At 43.7% G+C, this 19,332-nt stretch carries 20 protein-coding genes and 1 riboswitch; of the genes, 9 read left to right on the top strand and 11 right to left on the bottom strand.

Going from position 1 to position 19,332, the window contains the following annotated elements; genetic code table 11:
• The first annotated feature begins 502 nt into the window (after positions 1–502).
• The gene (locus tag K5Q92_RS21620) at positions 503–910 is read left to right on the top strand and encodes a hypothetical protein (RefSeq protein WP_220770937.1); all 408 of its coding nucleotides are present in this window, start codon (positions 503–505) and stop codon (positions 908–910) included.
• A 122-nt stretch (positions 911–1,032) separates the two neighbouring features.
• Here K5Q92_RS21620 and K5Q92_RS21615 read toward each other — a convergent pair whose 3' ends face one another.
• A complete protein-coding gene (locus K5Q92_RS21615) occupies positions 1,033–1,314 on the bottom strand; it encodes a pyrimidine/purine nucleoside phosphorylase (protein WP_220770936.1) in 282 nt (93 codons plus the stop codon).
• A 263-nt stretch (positions 1,315–1,577) separates the two neighbouring features.
• Positions 1,578–2,474, bottom strand: a complete 897-nt coding sequence (locus K5Q92_RS21610; protein WP_220770935.1) for a porin family protein — start codon at positions 2,472–2,474, stop codon at positions 1,578–1,580.
• A gap of 233 nt (positions 2,475–2,707) precedes the next feature.
• On the opposite strand from K5Q92_RS21610, the gene K5Q92_RS21605 reads away from it, so the two are divergent.
• From K5Q92_RS21605 to K5Q92_RS21590, 4 genes are all read left to right on the top strand, one after another.
• Positions 2,708–5,911, top strand: coding sequence for an HD domain-containing phosphohydrolase (locus K5Q92_RS21605; protein WP_220770934.1), 3,204 nt, complete (start codon positions 2,708–2,710; stop codon positions 5,909–5,911).
• Positions 5,912–6,152: 241 nt separating this feature from the next.
• The gene (locus K5Q92_RS21600) at positions 6,153–7,319 is read left to right on the top strand and encodes a BamA/TamA family outer membrane protein (protein WP_220770933.1); all 1,167 of its coding nucleotides are present in this window, start codon (positions 6,153–6,155) and stop codon (positions 7,317–7,319) included.
• 2 nt (positions 7,320–7,321) lie between these two features.
• On the top strand, positions 7,322–8,113 hold the full coding sequence (locus K5Q92_RS21595; RefSeq protein ID WP_220770932.1) for a hypothetical protein: 792 nt from the start codon (positions 7,322–7,324) through the stop codon (positions 8,111–8,113).
• 277 nt (positions 8,114–8,390) lie between these two features.
• A complete protein-coding gene (locus K5Q92_RS21590) occupies positions 8,391–9,926 on the top strand; it encodes a TerC family protein (RefSeq protein WP_220770931.1) in 1,536 nt (511 codons plus the stop codon).
• A gap of 137 nt (positions 9,927–10,063) precedes the next feature.
• Here the strand turns inward: K5Q92_RS21590 and K5Q92_RS21585 are convergent, their stop codons facing one another.
• Positions 10,064–10,480 carry a MarR family winged helix-turn-helix transcriptional regulator gene (locus K5Q92_RS21585; RefSeq protein ID WP_220770930.1) on the bottom strand — a complete coding sequence of 139 codons (417 nt, stop codon included), beginning with the start codon at positions 10,478–10,480 and terminating at the stop codon, positions 10,064–10,066.
• Between the two features lie 143 nt (positions 10,481–10,623).
• On the opposite strand from K5Q92_RS21585, the gene K5Q92_RS21580 reads away from it, so the two are divergent.
• Positions 10,624–11,094 (top strand): DUF4405 domain-containing protein, encoded by a 471-nt coding sequence (locus tag K5Q92_RS21580; RefSeq protein WP_220770929.1) that lies wholly within the window; start codon positions 10,624–10,626, stop codon positions 11,092–11,094.
• A gap of 422 nt (positions 11,095–11,516) precedes the next feature.
• On the opposite strand, the gene K5Q92_RS21575 is transcribed toward K5Q92_RS21580, so the two are convergent.
• Positions 11,517–12,887 (bottom strand): NCS2 family permease, encoded by a 1,371-nt coding sequence (locus tag K5Q92_RS21575; protein WP_220770928.1) that lies wholly within the window; start codon positions 12,885–12,887, stop codon positions 11,517–11,519.
• A gap of 108 nt (positions 12,888–12,995) precedes the next feature.
• A riboswitch (purine riboswitch) is annotated at positions 12,996–13,095 on the bottom strand.
• 174 nt (positions 13,096–13,269) lie between these two features.
• Between K5Q92_RS21575 and K5Q92_RS24465 the strand changes: the two genes are divergently transcribed.
• Positions 13,270–13,467 carry a hypothetical protein gene (locus K5Q92_RS24465; RefSeq protein WP_308443607.1) on the top strand — a complete coding sequence of 66 codons (198 nt, stop codon included), beginning with the start codon at positions 13,270–13,272 and terminating at the stop codon, positions 13,465–13,467.
• Positions 13,468–13,473: 6 nt separating this feature from the next.
• On the top strand, positions 13,474–13,692 hold the full coding sequence (locus K5Q92_RS24460; RefSeq protein ID WP_308443606.1) for an ArsC/Spx/MgsR family protein: 219 nt from the start codon (positions 13,474–13,476) through the stop codon (positions 13,690–13,692).
• Positions 13,693–13,767: 75 nt separating this feature from the next.
• Here K5Q92_RS24460 and K5Q92_RS21565 read toward each other — a convergent pair whose 3' ends face one another.
• The 5 genes from K5Q92_RS21565 to K5Q92_RS21545 form a co-directional block, all read right to left on the bottom strand.
• Entirely contained in the window at positions 13,768–14,772 is a 1,005-nt protein-coding gene (locus K5Q92_RS21565; RefSeq protein ID WP_220770927.1) for a permease, read from the bottom strand.
• A gap of 81 nt (positions 14,773–14,853) precedes the next feature.
• Complete coding sequence (locus K5Q92_RS21560) at positions 14,854–15,093, bottom strand: thioredoxin family protein (RefSeq protein WP_220770926.1); 240 nt, start codon at positions 15,091–15,093, stop codon at positions 14,854–14,856.
• A gap of 41 nt (positions 15,094–15,134) precedes the next feature.
• The gene (locus tag K5Q92_RS21555; RefSeq protein ID WP_220770925.1) at positions 15,135–15,452 is read right to left on the bottom strand and encodes a metalloregulator ArsR/SmtB family transcription factor; all 318 of its coding nucleotides are present in this window, start codon (positions 15,450–15,452) and stop codon (positions 15,135–15,137) included.
• 248 nt (positions 15,453–15,700) lie between these two features.
• The gene (locus tag K5Q92_RS21550) at positions 15,701–15,952 is read right to left on the bottom strand and encodes a DUF2999 family protein (protein ID WP_220770924.1); all 252 of its coding nucleotides are present in this window, start codon (positions 15,950–15,952) and stop codon (positions 15,701–15,703) included.
• Between the two features lie 317 nt (positions 15,953–16,269).
• Positions 16,270–16,431, bottom strand: a complete 162-nt coding sequence (locus tag K5Q92_RS21545) for a hypothetical protein (RefSeq protein ID WP_220770923.1) — start codon at positions 16,429–16,431, stop codon at positions 16,270–16,272.
• 377 nt (positions 16,432–16,808) lie between these two features.
• Here K5Q92_RS21545 and K5Q92_RS21540 point away from each other — a divergent pair, with 377 nt between their 5' ends.
• Positions 16,809–17,483 (top strand): Bax inhibitor-1 family protein, encoded by a 675-nt coding sequence (locus tag K5Q92_RS21540; RefSeq protein ID WP_220770922.1) that lies wholly within the window; start codon positions 16,809–16,811, stop codon positions 17,481–17,483.
• A 391-nt stretch (positions 17,484–17,874) separates the two neighbouring features.
• Here K5Q92_RS21540 and K5Q92_RS21535 read toward each other — a convergent pair whose 3' ends face one another.
• Both K5Q92_RS21535 and K5Q92_RS21530 read right to left on the bottom strand, forming a co-directional pair.
• A complete protein-coding gene (locus tag K5Q92_RS21535) occupies positions 17,875–18,906 on the bottom strand; it encodes an HlyD family secretion protein (protein ID WP_220770921.1) in 1,032 nt (343 codons plus the stop codon).
• Positions 18,903–19,214, bottom strand: a complete 312-nt coding sequence (locus K5Q92_RS21530; protein WP_220770920.1) for an Mg2+ and Co2+ transporter — start codon at positions 19,212–19,214, stop codon at positions 18,903–18,905. Before K5Q92_RS21530 ends, K5Q92_RS21535 begins: the two co-directional genes overlap by 4 nt.
• Positions 19,215–19,332 lie beyond the last annotated feature (118 nt).

The raw sequence follows: 19,332 nt of genomic DNA, 5'->3' as shown, positions 1-19,332 counted from the left end.
TAACTATAGTGGTAGCTGTGGGTGTTGTCGTGGCTGGGTTTTGCGTATAAGTTGTTGTTCTAAATTAGTGTTGTCTATTTTTTATTCTATCTTTTTTGAATACCTCATGTTAAGGTTTTGTTGGTGGTTGTGGCGTGATGGAAAGTGGCGCGGCTATCGTGTTAAACGCTAGATTTATTATATTTACTAGTAGGTTTGTTTATGCGTTTTTTCTTATTTTAGATAGATGGTTTAAATAGGTTTGAATTATCGGTAAATACTATTTGGTTTTCTTGTTTTAGGCTGTTGCATTTTTTATTAGCTTGTATTAGGTGCGTTTGTTGTTAGTGCGGTAATAATATATAGATGGGTAATGCTTTTATTATAGGTAATTAAGGTGGCACGGTGGTCGAGCGCTTATAAATGCGGAAATTTAATGATTTTTAATCTAGGACTCAGGTTCATTCATTATAGTGGGGAGTATTTTTTATGTACTTCAATTGTTATAAGAGGGATTTGTACCTTGGATACACTAAATTCAAAGTCGAGCCGACGTAAGCCTTTGATCGTTTTCGTAATCGTCACTTCGATAGTGCTTTTGTTCGCGGCTCTCGTCATGGTTATGCCAAAAGGGTTTAAAGCGACCCATGAAGAGATCGGTACGGGTAAGCCAGCGATTGTTTTTGTATATGACCCTGGGCTTGCAGTGAGTAATAGCCAAACAGAGCAGATGAATGAAGCCCGAGACTACCTAGGTGAGCAGGTGTATTTTCTGATTGCAAGAATGGGGACGCCAGAGGGAGACAAATTAATAGCGACTTATCGAGCCGACTCTGCGGAGTTATTGTTATTCGACCCTGCGGGAAGTCTGATTAAGCGAGATTTTGCAATGAAAACTGCTGGGCAGTTAGTGCAGTGGGTGCCTTTGTAAAGTGCTTTAGCAGACAAAAAACCATCCATGTTAGGCTGTTCAGTGCATGACTGATAAGGCAATCGATGGATGGTTGACTTGTTTAACTGCTAACTTGTTTAACCGCTGAGTTAAATATTCAATTAGCCGTAGATGCAAAGGTAAGCAGTTTGGGTCTCAACCTTGACTTGGAACTTAGCATTGCCGATAACATCAAACTGCTCACCCGCGTTAAAGGTTTGCCACTCGGTTTGGCCAGGCAGCATCACCGTTAACGCACCTGAGATCACTTGCATCACTTCTGGCGCTGCGGTACCAAACTCATAATCACCCACTTCCATTACGCCCACAGATGCTGGTTTGTCTGCACCAGCAAAAGAAATAGACTTTACCTGACCCTCAAAATACTCATTTACAGCTAGCATTATTATTCCTCGTGATAAGAATGTTGAACACGGCTAAACAGTCATAGTTTCGGGCTCGTGATTCAACGGCGCGATAGTAGCTTAATTATATAGGCACCAAAAGCGGAAATTGGCAGTGTTAGATATAAAGTAATGCTGTAGTTGTGATGAAACAGAGGACAACTTTAGGTTGGTAGTGAAGACTTGTTATTCAGTTCGAGGGAAGTGAGTTCAGAGGGCAAAGTAACCTGTTTACTTTGCCCTCATTAATTAGATAGTGCCATTTAAAATGAGACTCTTACGCTCGCATTATACATATCAACATCATCCGCTTTTGTGTAGCCTGCTCCGATGGCAAACTGTTTATTGAAATGGTAATAAGCGGACACCGCAAAGGTAGTTTCAGATTGACTATCTATTTCGGCTCGAGCGATTGTTGCTGACGCCTCAAATGACTCTGTGACCATAGAGCGAACTCCAACTCCTAATCCGTAACCGTTATCATCGTAGGACTCACTATTTCCCTCCCAAGAGCCTCCAACCTCCCCATATAGATATGATGCCATAACGAATAGATCTGTTGTGTCGTTCGCTCCATAACGATACCCGATAGTAGCTGAAGCTTGCTTTATAGTGGCATCGATATGGAGCCCTAATACTTCAACATCCTCGGAAACCGTATTGTAAGCAACACTTAAAATGACATTATCACCTACTAATGTTGACCCTATTACGCCGTAGCCTTTAGGCTTAACACTTTGATCTAAACCGTCGATATCGGCTGATAAATAGGCCGCCTCAATATAATTCCAATTTGGGCCGCTAGCCTGATCAGAGGGAGTCGTAGAGGTATCGTAAAATCCCCATTTATAATACATATCAGGAGTTTCATTTTGAATGCTTAGTTGAGTTTTAATTCGCTCGCCACGAGGTAATTCGTAAAATTTACAACCTTTTCCAGTTTGCGAAGGGCAAACCTTTACATTCATTTTTTCGATGCAGTGGCCAATAATTTCAATATCGATATTGTATGAGCCAGGCTTTACTTCTTTGGTCTCTAAAGTTTTTACTGATACACACTTTTGACCTTTTGATGTGGTTGGATTTGTGAAATTAGTTGCCCACGCTTCATTAAAAGTTATGCATAAAAGCAAAACTCCAAATAGTTTGTTGTTAATCATAGACAGTCCCTATCTAGCTTCCTTAGTTGAATTATCACGCTCAAGCATAGACTAGCTGTTTGGATAACACTAAAAATTGAATCGCCAGAGTATGCTCAAATGAAGTTTATGCTAGTTATAAACAGCAATTTCTCTTCTAACTTCAATGTGTAATGCTAGGGCTTTGCGTTGACTTGTTGCAACTCTGTTATAAAATGCCCCTTTCAAGGATTGAATAACAGAGTTGGAGTACTATGGGTAGCTTGGGCAAGGTAACTAACCAGCGATTTACCATTCGCGTGACTGTGGTGGGGATCTTTATCTTAGCCACTATTTTAACCGCTGCTATAGCCATCAGTTTGCAGTATTACTTTAGCAAAAATATGGCCACGGATGCCGCCCTCAAGCTCTACAATCACACAGCTAACAATACCAGCAGCTACCTTACCCAAGTCGATAATCGGGCGATTAATATCACTCGCTTACTTTCAAATTTTGATGATATCGTCATCGATGATGCCTTTAACCCAGAGGTTAGGCAGGCATTTGCTGATGTTATGGAAATTAATTCATTGTTTTATGCCATCTATATAGGCATGCCCAATGGCGACTTCTATGAACTGATCAATTTGGATGCGAATCCGAATATCAGGAAGCAGCTTAATGCCTCTCACTTAGATCGCTGGGTGGTTATCACAATTAGCGGCGAGGGAGCGGGACGTCAAAGAGAGCAGTCCTACCTCGATGAACAGTTTAATCTACGAGTTACCCATTCCGAGCCGAGCGAATATGATGCCAGAGTCAGACCCTGGTTTGTTAATGCCGATATCCAATCCGTTTCTAAGACTGAGCCGTACCTGTTCCAACATCTACAATCGCCTGGTCAAACTTATTCGATAAAGTTAGCTGACTCAGGGGCGGTGCTCGCCTTAGATATTGCGCTTTCAAGCATGTCTGATTATCTGCTTATGCAGGGAGGAGGTGCAAAGAGGTTTGATGATAAAAAAATCTATCTTTATAAGCAGAGTGGCGAGTTGATCGCATCGAACCAAGATAGAAAGATAGGTGTTGAAATACCTGAATCTAAACCGCTAGCCCTCACTGCAAAACAGCGAGCCTTGGTAGAAAACACTGAGCCATTGTTGGTGTCTAATGAAACCGATTGGGCCCCGATCGATTTCGCTATTTCAGGTATGCCCCAAGGTTATAGTGTCGACTTATTAAACCTAGTTGCAGATATGACAGGTTTAGAACTGCGCTATATCAACGGTTTTAGTTGGAAAGAGTTGACCGAAAACTATAAAGCCGGTGAGCTCGATATGCTGCACTCTGTGATTAAAACCGAAGAGACCAGCTTACTCGGTGAGTTTAGTGAGCCGTTTCTTGAACTTCCTTATGCCTTGGTTACCCAGCAAGGGGTGGCTGAAATTACTCATATTGAGCAGTTAAATGGTAAGCAAGTTGCTATTCCTAGCGGTTGGTCGATTGTCGAAGTCATTCGAAAAAACTATCCACAAATTGAGATAGTAGAGATGGCCTCTACTTACGAGATACTACATGCGGTTGAAGAGGGCGAGGTTTATGCTGCCCTCGATAGCAGTATTATTTTGCATTACACGGCTAACCAGTTTTTTGTTGAACATATTCAGTACCATGAGCAGATCGACTTTTCACCGGTAGAACTCAATACGGCTTTACATGTTGTGATGCCAAGTCAAGACTCGGCCATTATTGAGGTGATAAATCTAGCGCTTGCCAATATCACTCCAGAGCAAAACCGAGCATTAAGATCTAAGTGGTTTGGCGAGGGAGTGAAACAGACCCTACAGACTCAGGGAACCGTTCCCTTTGAGGCGCTTATCGATATAGCTCGAGATCCGAGTTATCAGAATAGATTGATCCGCCGTGAGTTAAATGGTGTCGAGGAGTTTCTGTATGTGACTCCTTTTGGTGACGCTTCTGTGGGGAGGCAAGAGTATTTTGCCATTGTGGTACCAACCAAGCAGCTACTGGCAACAAGTGTCGAAAAGGTACAGCAATCGATTCTGCTCACCAGTATCTGTTTATTGATTATCTTGCCGGTATCTTGGTTGTTCTCATCGCCAATTATTCGTCCGGTAAAATTGCTGGCCATCGAAAATGACAAGATCAAAAACCGTCAATACGATGAGGTGAAGCGGGTCGAAACTAACATTAAAGAACTGGATGAGTTGGCACACTCCATGATGGAGATGTCGAGTTCGATTAAGGCCCATGAAGAGAACCAAAAGGAGTTGATGGAATCCTTTATCAAGCTCATTGCGCAAGCGATCGATGATAAGTCCCCCTACACAGCAGGCCACTGTAACCGTGTGCCTGAGCTGGGTTTGATGTTGGCTCAGGCGGTTGAGCAGTCTGAACAGGCTCCTTTTAAAGACTTTAAGTTTCATTCGGCCGATGAACACCGAGAATTTAGAATCGCGGCTTGGCTCCACGATTGCGGCAAGATCACGACTCCCGAATATATTGTCGATAAGGGCACTAAGCTCGAAGCGGTATATAACCGAATTCACGAAGTGCGGATGCGCTTTGAGGTGTTATGGCGTGATGCCGAGATTGATTATCTTAAGCGAAGCTCCTCTGGGGATGAGTCCAATGAGTTTTATCTTGCCGAACTGACTGAAAGGCGAGCTCAGTTACTCGCTGATTTTGAGTTTATTGCCAAGGCTAATGTCGGGGGCGAGTTTATGGGGCAGGAGGCTAAAGATCGCTTGGCTCAGCTTGCTAAGACGACCTGGCAACGTCACTTCGATGATAGGCTTGGCCTCTCTCCTGTGGAGGAGCTCAATCTAAGTGAACAACGCGTCGAAGTGAATTATCCGGTCACTGAGCCACTGTTAAGAGATAAGCCTGAGCACATCATCAAGCGGATCAATAAGGTAGAGTTTGACCCTAAGTTTGGTATTAAGATGGCGATCCCTGAGCATCAATATAACTTGGGTGAACTCTATAACCTCACTATCTCCCGCGGTACCTTGACCGCAGAAGACAGGTTTAAGATTAATGAGCATGTCACCAGTACCATTAAGATGTTGGAGAACTTACCGTTCCCGCCAGAGCTTGCAAGGGTGCCGCGTTATGCTTCGACTCACCATGAAACCTTAAAAGGCACGGGCTATCCACGTAAACTCAGCGCCGAAGATCTGTCGATCCCTGAACGGATCTTGGTCATTGCCGATGTTTTTGAGGCGTTAACAGCGGCCGATAGACCCTATAAGAAGGCTAAACCTCTTAGCGTTGCTATCGATATATTGCATAAGATGGCGCTCGATGAGCACTTAGATATGGATATTTTCAAGCTGTTCCTCTCTAGTGGGATCTATCTGGAATACGCTAATAAATTTCTCGCACCGGCACAGATCAACGAGGTGGATATAGCCAAGTACTTGCAGCCAGAATCCCTGAGTAAGAGTGCGTAGATAGCGAGTGCAAAGACGATAGCCAAGCTCTACCTTTGAGAGAGCTTGGCTGTTTCTATAATTAAGTTAACAAGTTATTTGTGGATTAATGGCTGGTTATTCCTTAATCAAAAAAAGTCATTGTTGAATAGTATTCAAATGGTAAAATGCGCAGCTCGGTGAATTGCTAGCTGACTAATCACGTTTTTTTCACAGTATATCGCCTACAACACCCCATTCTTCACTATTAATTCGAGCATTTATGAAACGGATTTTATTGTTAACTCTTTTGGCACTTTCGAATCAAGCTGCTGCAGTTGAACCTCTGTTTGACACCCCTAAAGATATGCAGCCGACTTGGGTCGATGACATCTTGTCAGTGTTTGGTGCTGACGGTGAGTTTGATCAGAGCAAGCCCATCGATATGAGTTACTTACCAACGGCTTATTACACACCAGAGAAGAAGTTTGGCGTGGGATTGTTAATGGTGGGGCTATATAAAACCGATGGAGCAGCGAGCGATGAGCAGCCGTCATCTTTGGTATTGAATTCCTTTATTTCGATGAATAACTCTTACGGTGTTGAAGTTGAAAACATGACCTTCTTCAACGGTGGTAAGCAGCGTTTACAGCTAGGGTTAGAGCTGCACAACGAAGCCGCGGTTTATTACGGTCAGGGCATAGAGCAGGGCAATATTGACGCTAATCATCATGAGTTCGAGGAGCAATTATATAGCTTCAAGCCGCGCTGGATGACTGAGGTTGCAGACAACTACTTTCTAGGTGTTGGGGCGGATTTTACCTACGCCAGTGCTGAAAAATTAAAGCTGGTTGAAACAGGTATACCTGTGGATTCAGCCGATATTTTGCCAAACAATTTTAGCTCTGGTGTGGTGGTGACTAGCATCTATGATTCCCGCGATTATCGTTTAAATGCCACCAAAGGTTGGTTGTTCCAAATCGATGCTGGCCTTTATCAAAACGACGAGTATTCAAGCTTTTCGACTTATGATCTTGAGCTAGCTAACTATATCGATCTGAGCTCAACCTCGCTGTTGAGTTCGGCGCCGGGGCTTATCGCATGGCAAGTTCAGGGGCACTTTACCGATGGCGATGTACCTTGGAATATGTTGCCTGATCTAGGCGGTTCAGGCGCGATGCGTGGTTATATTAAGGGCCGCTACCGTGATAAACAGATGATGATGGGCCAAGTAGAATACCGCCTGCCTATCTTCCAGCGCTATGGCATGGTGTTTTGGGGTGGGGTTGGCAGCGTGGCGTCTAAAGTTAGCGACCTTAATGAAGAGTTGTTGACCTCATACGGCACAGGTTTCCGGTTTAAAATCAAAGATAATATTAACTTACGTCTCGACATTGGTGTGGGCGAGAACGAAACGAACTTCTATCTCAATGTAAACGAAGTCTTCTAATTATGGTGAGATTATTCGTTTGTGTGTCTAAGCGTCTCCCTATAAAAGCGCTAGGGCTAGCTCCTGTACTCGCTTCTATACTCGCTTCTATATTAGTGCTGAGTCACGGCGCTTACGCTGTCGAGGCCTCTGGTCAAAAAATATCGCAGCAAGGGCCTGAGCAGTGTAGCCGCAGTGCCGACTATGATATTTACCTCAGTGGGATCCATACTGGCACTATGAGTCGAACCGAGACTTGGTCTGGTAAAACCGCAGTGGTGACCTCAAACAGTCAGGCCAGCATCTTAGGCATAGGCACTCAGTATCAGCAACGTGCAGAGCTAGCTTGGTCGAATATCAGTGATGAGTGGATAACTGAAAAGTTTCATCAGAAGGTGACAGGCTTTCGCGCCCGAGATATGCAGGCCAGCTTTAGTGATAACGGTCGTGTGTCTATGGTCGATGTCGATGGGGATATTGAAAATTACAGCTCAGATGACGCTGCGCTGCGAGATGTTGATACCTTGGCGATTCAAATTCGTGAATACCTGCTCCAAGGTCGAAAACAATTTCGTTTAATCAGACAGGCTTCAGATGCAATTGAACCTTACCAGTTCTATGTGCAACAACCACTGACAAAGAATATTGCCCCCTTTGGCGAGCTAAGCTTAATTCCAGTTAAGCAAACTGGCTCCGAAGAGGTGACCTACTACTTTGCCCCAGAGATGGATTATCAACTGATCCAAGCCCGCTACCACGGCATTATACTTAGAGGCCTCATCGAGCTAAATCAATACAGCTCATCTTGCGATTAACCTTTAATTTGCTTTTCTGCATACCTTTGGGGAGTCGCTGTTATGAACTGCCCAAGGTATAAACCAGAGAGGGAAGCTGTTTTAGTTCTAGAGTCATACAAATTGACTCAGCACTCACCTCATTAAACCTACATTTTCCAAAGTTAAAATTTAATTAATTATAGATTTTCCGGTTTCTCCAATATAAATGCACCTAATTAATTTTAATGCGTTAAATTTTAGGAGCTATTGACCAGACTGGAGCATAGGCGACAGTTTTGGAAAATAAAAAAACACGATGGAATTTTTGCTTGAACCACAAATATGGATTGGCTTAATTACCCTAATTATTATCGAAATCGTACTGGGTATCGATAACCTAGTCTTTATTGCTATTTTAGTAAAAAAACTCCCACCTGAACAAAGAGATAAAGCAAGAACCATAGGCTTGTCGCTCGCACTTATTATGCGATTAGGTCTATTGAGCATAGTGTCTTGGTTGGTCACATTAACCCAGCCTCTGTTCAGTATTTACGAGCTAAGCTTCTCAACCCGAGATCTGATCTTAATCATTGGCGGTTTGTTCCTGCTATTTAAAGCGACACATGAGCTACATGAACGCTTTGAAGGAGACATGCATCAGCAACAAGGTGCTAATGTCTACGCAAGTTTTGGTGTGATCATTGCGCAAATCCTTGCCTTAGATGCGGTGTTCTCATTAGATTCAATTATTACTGCTGTGGGTATGGTCGATAGCTTAGCGGTGATGATGATTGCGGTCATTGTGTCGATGATTGTTATGCTATTAGCCTCTAAGTCGATCACTAACTTTGTTAATGCTCACCCTACCGTCATCGTCTTGTGTTTAAGCTTCCTATTGATGATTGGCTTTATTCTTGTGGCTGAAGGTTTTGGTTTCCATATTCCTAAGGGTTACTTGTACGCTGCAATTGGTTTCTCACTATTGATTGAGATGTTTAACCAAATGATCAGCTCAAGCCATGCCAAGCATGCAGAGCGAGTACCGCTACGCCAGCGCACAACTGAAGCCATTTTTAGGTTGATGGGCAACAAGCACTACAATCAACACGATGACGACGAAGGTACTGAACCAGCACCGGTAAGTTTTGGTGATGCAGAGCGTGAGATGGTTACCGGTGTTTTATCATTGTCAGAGCGAAATGTACGTACCGTTATGACCCAAAGAACTGAAATCGTTTGGTTAAATACCGAAGATAGCACCGATAAGATCAAAGAGGTTATCAAGACAAGCCGTCATCAAATATTCCCTGTTTGTAATGGCTCACTCGATAACTTAGTCGGTATCGTACGCAGTAAAGATCTACTCTTTGGTATTGAAGCGGGTGAAACATTAGCGGATATCGCTGCAGGCTTTTCTGCGTATATTGTTCCAGATAGCATCAATGTTATCCGTCTACTCGATGGTTTTAGAGAGTCTCGTGCAGGCATGGCTGTGCTTGCAGACGAGTTTGGTAGCATTCAAGGTATCGTGACTCTACACGACTTGCTTGAGTCGATTGTGGGTGAGTTCCCTGATATTGGTGAAATCCCTGAGATCAGCGCCTGTAATGACGGCTGGTTAGTTAAGGGCTCGACTTCACTGCACGACTTAGAATCTCGTCTAGAGACCATAGGCTTAATCGATAAGCAGCAGGAGTACATTACCGTTGCAGGCTTATTGTTAACCTTAAACTCAACTATTCCCAAGGTGAGTGATGTAATTGAGTTTGCCAAGCTGAAGTTTGAAATTGTCGAAGCCGATGACTTCAAAGTTTCGTTGGTGAAGGTGAGCTTTTTAGAGCCAACCTGCTAGATTTTATCAGCTAAAACAAAAGGGCCGTATTTTACGGCCCTTTTTTATGCGCTTCGTTCAGCTTATTACTATGGTAATCCAGCCGCTTAGATTGGCTTTGAATGCATTCATTGTGGCTAACACTCAAATTCATCATTTTAACGACTTAGATTCACAATCATTTTATCGAGAACCAGATTAAAGCTGTCTAGCTCTTGAGTTGTCAGTCCTTGCAGTAACAGCTCGTTAAGCTCGCTATCAGCCCGACTGACTTTTGTGACAATCTGCAGCCCCTCAGAAGTTAAAGAAAGCAACTTACTACGTTTATCAGTGGGGTTATCCTGCCTTACTAACCAGCCTTTAGCTAACATGTCTTTAATCAGCAAGGATATTTGAGACTTGTCACGGTCTAGCATGTTAGCGATCAGATTGGCACCGCAAGGTTGTTGATGACTAATTATCCGTAAGCACTCGACATGCATCGCATTTAACTGGCTGTCATCGGCATCAATATCAGCGCGAATTCGCTGTCGATATTGCTGTAACAATGTCATCAATCTTTGGGTTGCATTCATGGGCTATCGCTCTGTTTTAGGTTCCGTGGCAAGGAGGCTGATTAAACCAGCTGTTTGTTAATCTGTAAAGAACCGTAAAACTAGTTGATAGAGTCAACTAATTTTATGATAGTTGATATTGTCAACTAAATTGGAATTGCATCATGAAACTACCAGCATGGTTACCGAATAAACTTATTACTCTGAATGGCAGGCTATTTATTTCATTTATCCTGATCTGTGTTCCTCAGGTTACAGGTATTTCGCTGCATGAATGGCTGAGCCTAACTTTTACTATTGTGTTGATGGTACATTTGGCTAAGCACTGGCAGTGGTGGGTGAACCTTCCTAAAACCTTGCTCCGCTTTACTAATATTAGCGCTTGGCTTCGTGGTATCTGGAATTTGCTGCTGTATCTGGCATTTGTGTTGGTTAGTTTAAGCGGTTTTTTAGTTTCAGAATCTTTGCTTCCCGCAATTGGCTTACCAGTTAACATCAGTCCTTTTTGGTCTGAGCTGCATCATGTGTCAGGTAATCTCATAATTCCTATGCTGGGTGTGCACTTGGCTCTACACAGAGGTTGGGTAAAGTCACTGTTTAATCGTTCATGGAAGCTCAAAGAGGCAACGTCATGATGAAAAAGAACAAAACATTGCTGACTAGAGGCGGAATCATACTTCTGCTTAGCTGTGTTGTTAGCGCTGCATTCTGGTTACTGTCGTTCTCCGACTGGGCATATACCGTAAACAGCCAAGCGCCCTTGGTGATGGCATCAGAGAATAAGCCTCTTCTTATGATGATAACCCTGCCTTTCATAAAGGTTATGGTGCTGATGAGCATCCCCTTCGCGATAAGGTGGTTGTGGCGATTGGTCGGGAAAAGACTAGCTCCTTTGCACGCCCTCAAACGTTAAGCAAACTCACTCTGCTGGTGGAAGAAGTTATGACGCAAATGCCACTGGATTAATAAAGTGAAGGATTAATACCAAAAGGGCCAAGTGAAAATCACTCGGCCCTTTTGTCAATAATATGATTAATAAGTGCTTATTGCTTAAGCCTTACAGCATCACTAAGTAAGCGATAAAGATAAGTGATAAGCCATAGATGATAGGATGGACTTCGCGTCCTTTCCCCGCCACAACCATGGCAAATGCATAACTGATAAAGCCCATAGCCATGCCGTTAGCTGGAGAGAAGCTTAAGATGGTGAACATCATGGTGAAGAAGGCGGCAATGCACGATGGCTTGTGATCCCAGTTGATGTGCCCTAAGCGACCTATCATGTAGATGCCTACTACGATCATCGCAGGTGCAACGATAGCGGTAGAGAACATAGAGAAGACAGGGTAACAGAACAGGGCTAACAGGAATAAACCTGCGGTGGCAACGGCTGCAAGACCCGTCTTGGCGCCTTGCGCCGAGGCGATGCCTGATTCAGAAAACGCCGTGATAGAGGTGGTACCTAAAACACTACCAATTACCGTACCGCCAGCGTCAGCGACCAGTGCTGAGCGTGCATTAGGCACATTGCCATCTTTATCGATAATACCTGCATCTTTGCCTACGCCGACAATGGTCGATAAACCATCGAAGAAGTCGACAATAAAGAAGATGATGACGATAAACAGCAGATCGAATAGTTTATCGACGGTGAGATACTCGAAGTTAAATATCTTACCAAAGCTCGGTTCTATGCTAGGTGGGGCGCTGAACCAAGTCTCTGGGATTGGTGCGTATTGAGTGCCTAATACAGCATCGCTGATAAGGGTAAGCGTTATCGAGGTCATAAAGGCGATAAAGGTCGCCAGTTTGATATTTCTTACCATGCAGCCAACTGCGACAAATAGGCTGATAAAGGCGATGGCGACCTGTGGCTGGGTGATATCCCCCATGCTCACCAGAATGACGGGGTTAGCTACGATGATCCCTGCATTTTTAAGTCCGAGAAAGGCGATAAACAGACCCAATGATACCGTGATGGCGAGCTTAAGATCTTCAGGGATCGACTCAATCATCTGTTTACGGATTTTGGTCATCGAGAAGATCAGATAGACGATACCCGATAAGAAGATGCCGAAGAGTGCTTCGTGCCAAATAAGCGCCACAGAGCTAGATGCCAGCATGCCCTTGAAGAAGCCGTTCATGCTCATACCGGGCGCTAACATCACAGGGTAATTACCGAAGAACCCCATTATTAGGGTGGCTAATGCAGCGGCTAAAGCTGTGGCGGTAAAGATCGCGCCCTTATCCATTCCCTCAATACTACCTAAAATCGCTGGGTTCACCGCCAAAATATAGCTCATGGCTAGGAAGGTGATAAAGCCTGCATAAAGCTCGGTGCCAACATTGGCATTGCGCTTAGATAGTTGGAAAGTGTTTTCCATATAGCGGGACTGTCCCGCACGTTGAAGTAAGCTAGAGATCGCCACAGTGATGCCTTATTAATGTTTATTGATGCGCTAATTTTTTTAACGCTAAGGATTCAATAAATTTATTGGCGAATACCACTGGGCTACCAAGTGATTTAGACCTTTGGCAGCGGACGGTGATTGAGCTGTAGTCACAAGATTAGGTCTTGTGGTAGAGACTTCTGGACCAAATTTCCAGCGATATACAGCACAATAAATTGTTGGCGCGGATTGTACGCAGGTGCTGAGTCAGCGCAAGCAAGGCGAGAGGAAATGTGCAGTTGATCAAGTTTTTACGGTTAATCAAAGCAGTGAATCGGATGCCACTGTTTTGAGTAGTTAACTTATACTTAAATGGTTTAAAGGGACTGCTGAGTAAAGTCAATTTTATCGGGGATAAGCGATGATAGTAATCCACCATAACCCTGAGTGTGGTACATCAAGAAATGTGCTCAGAGCGATTCAGCAAGCAGGTTATGCTCCTGTCATTATTTATTACCAACAACAAGGTTGGACTAAACCGCAACTGCTCGGCTTATTTGCTGCGGCAGAGCTAACGCCAAGAACGGCGTTGAGAGTGACTAAGTCTCCGGCCAAATAGCTAGGCTTGCTTGAAGATAATGTCTCTGATGAGCAGATTTTAGCGGCGATGTTGCAGTACCCAATCTTGGTTAACCGCCCGATAGTGTGCAGCCCGAAAGGAGTTAAACTATGTCGCCCAAGCGAGTCTGTGCTAGAACTACTAGATCAATGGCCAGCGGGTCCATTTAGCAAAGAAGACGGTGAGTTGATTATTGATAGTAATAATCAGCGGGTGAGCACTTAACTGTGAGCTACAGCTGTTATTGAGACAATGAACTAAAAGGCCTTACAGTCATTTGCAAGGCCTTTTTAATCTTGATTAAACTAAGTTTAGCACCCAGCCCATAATAGTGAATGACACCAGCAGTAAGCTAAATAGAATCGCCAATAAGCGCCACTGCATCACTTGTTTTAACATGACAAACTCAGGAAAGCTTGCGGCAACCGTACTCATACAAAATGCCAATGTAGTACCCAGTGGCACGCCTTGTACGAGTAGGCTTTCCATCACTGGGATCACCCCAGTGGCGTTAGCATATAAAGGGATCCCCATTAGTACTGCTAGAGGTACTGACCACCATTGACCATCGCCTAAGTTAGCTTCAAGCCAGCCTGCTGGCACAAAACCATGTAGTGCAGCACCTAGACCAACACCTATGATGACCCACTTCCAAACACGACCAAAAATTTCACCAGTTTCAGATTTAGCAAAAGCGTGACGCTGTTGCCAAGTCACCCCATGTTGTGAATGAGTGCTTTGTGAATGATTGAGTGGCGTAGCAGCCTCTTGTGTTGATTGTCGCCCAATAGCATAAGCCTTAGCTGCTAACGGCTGTAACCAACGTTCAGCCTTGAGTAAGTCAAGAATTGCCCCACCAATTATGCCGATAGTAATGCCGGTAACGATGTAAAGTAAGGTGATTTCTAAGCCTAATAGGCTAAACAGTAATAACACTGCGACTTCGTTAATTAAGGGGGAAGTCAGTAAAAAGGCCATGGTAATGCCTATGGGGATCCCCGCAGACGTAAAGCCTAAAAATACTGGGATACTCGAACATGAGCAAAACGGAGTGATGGCACCAAAGCCTGAACCCAAACCATAGCCGACAAGCTTGGGTTTGCCAGCTAAATAACCGCGGACGCGCTCAACATTGAGTGACGCTCGCAGCCAACCTATGGCGTAAATCATTACAATCAATAACGCAAAAATCTTAGTGGTATCTTCGACAAAAAAGTGCACCGCTTGACCGACTTGGGTTTGATTTGAGAGGCCGAAGCAGTCGTAGACTAGCCAGTCTGCGAATAGGGTGAACCAGGTAAACATAAACTTACCTTACGCATAGATGAATAAATAGAGATAGAGAGGCTGGCTCAAGCTAGGGCGGGAGTACCAGCCTTATGGTTATTAACGGTGAGTGCTCAGTAAGTCCTGGATCTCTTGTTCTGATGGGACTTTTCCCGCAATCACAACATCACCATTAACCACGATAGCGGGTGTCGACATCACGCCGTAATCAAGAATTACCGCCATGTCTGTGACTTTGTTGAGGGTGAATGGTAGCGCCATCTCTGTTGCGATTCGTTCCACTTCAGTCGCTAAGTTAGTGCATTTTTTACAGCCACTTCCTAGAATTTCAATTTTCATAATGAGCCTCATGGTAAAGATGTATTGGGACGATAAAAGCGTTAAACCAATGCTGCGTGGTGGGCGGCATTTCTCTCAATGACACTTTCAACACAGCTAAGCATTTTTAATAAGCAGGGGGTTTCTAAACGGTAATAGATCTGTTTGCCGTCACGACGGCTACTGATAATACCCGCTTGACGAAGCAGTGATAGGTGTTTGGATACTGTTGAAATATCTGCGTTGACCCCATCTGTTAGCTCGCAAACACAGCGCTCTTGCTGTTGTAGTTGTTCAACCAGCCATAGGCGAGTCGGGTGCGCCAAAGCTTTAAGTACAGCTGCGCGGGCATTCAGTTTCAGTTGCTCTTGTTCTGTCATCGCTTGGTATTATCTGTTTATTAATTTGTTATTTGGCAAAATAGCCAAATGTTTTTTGTGGCACAAGGTTTTTGCTTAAATGACATTCAGAACCGTGATCTATGAGTCATTTCTATTGGCTTAGTAAGTGCGAGATCTAGGAGGGCGGAGACGTGAATAGCTATTGGAATGACGACAAATTTTGGCTGGACATTTTTCTGTGTGGGGGAGAGAAAATGCCTTGTAGTACTTGTACAAGGCATTGCGGATTACTTTTGCAGTTGAGCTTTTGCCGCTTCAACTTTTGCAAAGTCTAAGCCTAGCTCTTCAACAGCCTCTTTAATCAATGCTGGGTTTTGCATCACAAGACCCATTAGCTGTTGTAGTTTTTCAGGTGCAATACCTAGCTGGCCAATGGTGGCCATTGCCATCATTGGGTTTTCAGTCAATGTCTGAAATAGAGATGTAATTTGCTCGTCGCTGACGTTGTGCTCTTTTAAGATCGCAATAATCGGGTTCATTGCATTACCTATGCTTGCTGTGGAAAATTAATTGGCGCCGATTCTAGCACTTTTCTGCAGTTAACCTTCAATTAGATTGTTACTGCGATTGGATTGTTTTGAGTGATAAAGATAAATCAGCTTGAGGGCTGATATTGGTGGCAGTTATAGGTTTTAGTGAGTACTGAGGATTTAGCAACAGCAACAGCTGTATCGCTACCGAACTGCTCTGTAGCAATATGGTCTCTTTAATCGTCGCCACTGAGTATTAGACAGCTTAACTCGTCTAATCAACTCCTCAGTCCCTTCTAATGCTTTCGGGGTTGTGGAGTCTGTGCCTATTCTTCGGGGCTCTCATGGTACTCATGTTGATCTTTTTTGGGCTTGGGTACATGAAGCTCATTCGGGTTTTGCCCCAACTTCTTCTTATGCTCAAACTCTGCAGAGTGTTGTTTACCGTGGTCTGGCTGTCTACGGGTACTGTCGTGTGATTTGCTCATATTTACATTCTCAACTAGTTCAACTGAGCGTGATACTAACGCCGATGATACATATTGAAGTATGGCATGAAATAGAGCTTTCAGATGGAGAATAGCGATCGTTATAAGGAAGCGATCTATTCGATGTATTACAGCTTAAGTTAGTGAATCTAAATTAGTGAACCTAAGGTTGTGCTTTGGTCATGCCGTAACGGATAGCATGCTAAAACCATTGATTATTATTGTGTTGGTTTTGGATAAGCTATAACCAGTTAACTCTTTGTTTGTTGACCTATTTTGCAAATTGACTTTTTGTTTCTATAGCTGTGGCTGAACCTTGGTTATGCTGCGCGGAATTTGGCGGTGATTACCGTATTATTGCAAGGAACAGTTGTAGCATGGAAAAGTCACAAACAGGCGTGAGTCATTATTTATCAGGGCTATTTTTAAAAGATAGAAGCGTTAGCAAGCGGGTGTTCAACTTAGTTATTGGTTTAGTGCTAATTTGGGGTTTTACCACTAACTATCTGACAGTTGTTTACTTCCCGACTGAGTGGATTAATGCTATTAATCCTTGGCTTATTTTGATCGGATTTTTGGTATTTTCTACTCTAGGCTTCCTGATAATGTTTCGTTATGAGGCGCCATTATATAGCTTTTTAGGCTATAACATACTCACGTTAAGCGTTGGTTTATTGCTTAACTTGTGTTTACAAGAGTTCTCCTACATTGAAATTGTAACCGCGATTCAATACACCGCGACGATTACCTTATTAATGATTATTACTGCGACGCTGATGCCGAATCTATTTATTCATTTTGGCAAGGTACTGGCAGTGATCACTGGTTGGATTTTGGTGATTGAGCTGAGTTGGTTAGTCATATTTGGCCATAGCCATGAGGCTATTCACTGGATTGTAGCTGCTTGCATGTGTGGCTATATTGGCTATTTCTGGGCTAGTGCGAATAAGTACGGTGATACATTAGATCAAGCGATTGATTTTGGTGGCATGCTTTATATGGAGATCATTAACCTGTTCTTACGTATATTAGAGCTGATCTCAAAGAAATAAGTAATACCAATTAGTATAAGAAGTTGATCTACTCAGAGCGATTTTGGCAATCTAATTCAAGGCGAATAACTGAAAGAATGGTTGCTCCCTTGTGAAGTTATTCAACGCAGAAGTAGGCAGCCAAAAGCGCTCCAGAATGGCGAGTTTTAGCGGCTCTGATACTGCGATTCTTGATAAAAAGAGGAAGCTTGAACCTAGTTTCACTATGCTCTTCACTCGTTGCGAGCTGCATGGATGCAGCGAATGTCATTAAAGCAGGAGCACTTAATGACCTTGTCTCAGTGCCGCTAAATTCTCGCTGAGCGACCAAATCTTTATATTAATTGGTATAAGGCTTATTACACAAAAAAGCACAGCTTAAGCTGTGCTTTTTTGTTGGAGTATTAAATCACTATAGTGGATTTAGGTAAGCTTTCACTGCGGTTAACCTCACGGTTGCGCCGCCAATGATATCGAGAAAGCCTAGAAGTGACGATGGCTTGTCAGCGCTTATCCATGCAGAGCCAGTTGCACCAATCGGCAACATGGACATCGTTGCTTCATCGACCTCAAGCACAACGGTTCGCCCTATGGGCATGGAGCCTAAGTTGATATGACGCGATACCATCTGCTCGCGCGGTAAAATATCGCCTTGAGCTTCTCCTGTCGCTTCAACCTTGCTGTGGACTCTAGCTCTAAATATTTGGCCTGGATAGGCGTCAATATAGAACTCGGCAAACTGACCCGGTTGAATATAAGCAAAGGATTGATCGGGAATACGCATCTCGACAAACTTGCGGCCGGTATCCCATAGATGCATTGCGCCGACTCTTGAGCCATCGGCGATATAAACATGAGTGACCATGCCGTCAAACGGCGCGCGTACTTCGAGCCGCTTAAGCTCAAATTCTTGCTTTCTCAACTGGGCATATTGCACCTCAAGCTGAGCGTGTTGCACCTTAAGCTCGGCTTTAATGATCTCTACGTTATCCTCTGCGTTTTCTAAGTCACGCTCGCTAACATGCTCGCCAAGATTAGCCTTACGTTGGTGAGTACGTTGCGCTTGCGCCAGCTTGACCTCAGTTGCTTCTATGCTGCGCTCAACCTCATTAATACGTGCATTGATTTCATCAATAGCACTGCTAACCTTATCATCGACTAAGGTGTAGAGTAGATCGCCTTTGTTTACCTGCTGGTTATGATCGATTGCAACTTTATCTATCTGCTGCCCGAATGCGGGAGAGAGGATTGCATGGGGAGCTCTTACCGTCGTTGAGTTGGTCAGATCTGCCGGTGAATAAAAGCGGTGCGCTAAAAACAGTGAGAATGCAATTAAGCAACCCACAAACACGCTGATAAAATAGTTACGTGGCCTAGACTTTATCACCTTGAACTTGAACAATAACCAGACAATAAAAATATACGGCAGCATTATCTCTTTCATGCGCGTGTCCCTCTAATCCATTCTTGTACTCGGTCCCAGTCGGTAACAATGGCAATAACAGCCAGTACCCAAAGGGGCTTCCAAAATAGGCCTAACATACAAAGCCAAAAGACTAACTTGGCCTGTCGCATGCCGCGTTCTTTTGCTAGGTACTTGGGCAAAGAGTGTAGGTGCCATAGCTTTAATGCTAACCAGCTAAAAATACCGATAGTGATTAGGGTGACGACCCACATAAAGGCAACTGATTCGAGTAGAAGCATTACGCTAGGGAGGGTCTCGTAAGTTAAATTGGTGTCATGGATCTTCATTCAACTCTCTTAGATAGCTAATCATTAGGTTAAAAACATGAAATAAAGTGATGCAAATATTAGCCCTTGCTAGCTGAACCCAAGTTGAACTCTAGCTGGTTTTTACCGTTAAAGGTGT

Source organism: Shewanella sp. MBTL60-007 (assembly GCF_019654915.1).
In the GTDB taxonomy this organism is placed as follows: domain Bacteria; phylum Pseudomonadota; class Gammaproteobacteria; order Enterobacterales; family Shewanellaceae; genus Shewanella.
The sequence above is the reverse complement of the archived record's forward strand: the minus strand, read 5'-3'. Positions and strand labels throughout refer to the sequence as shown.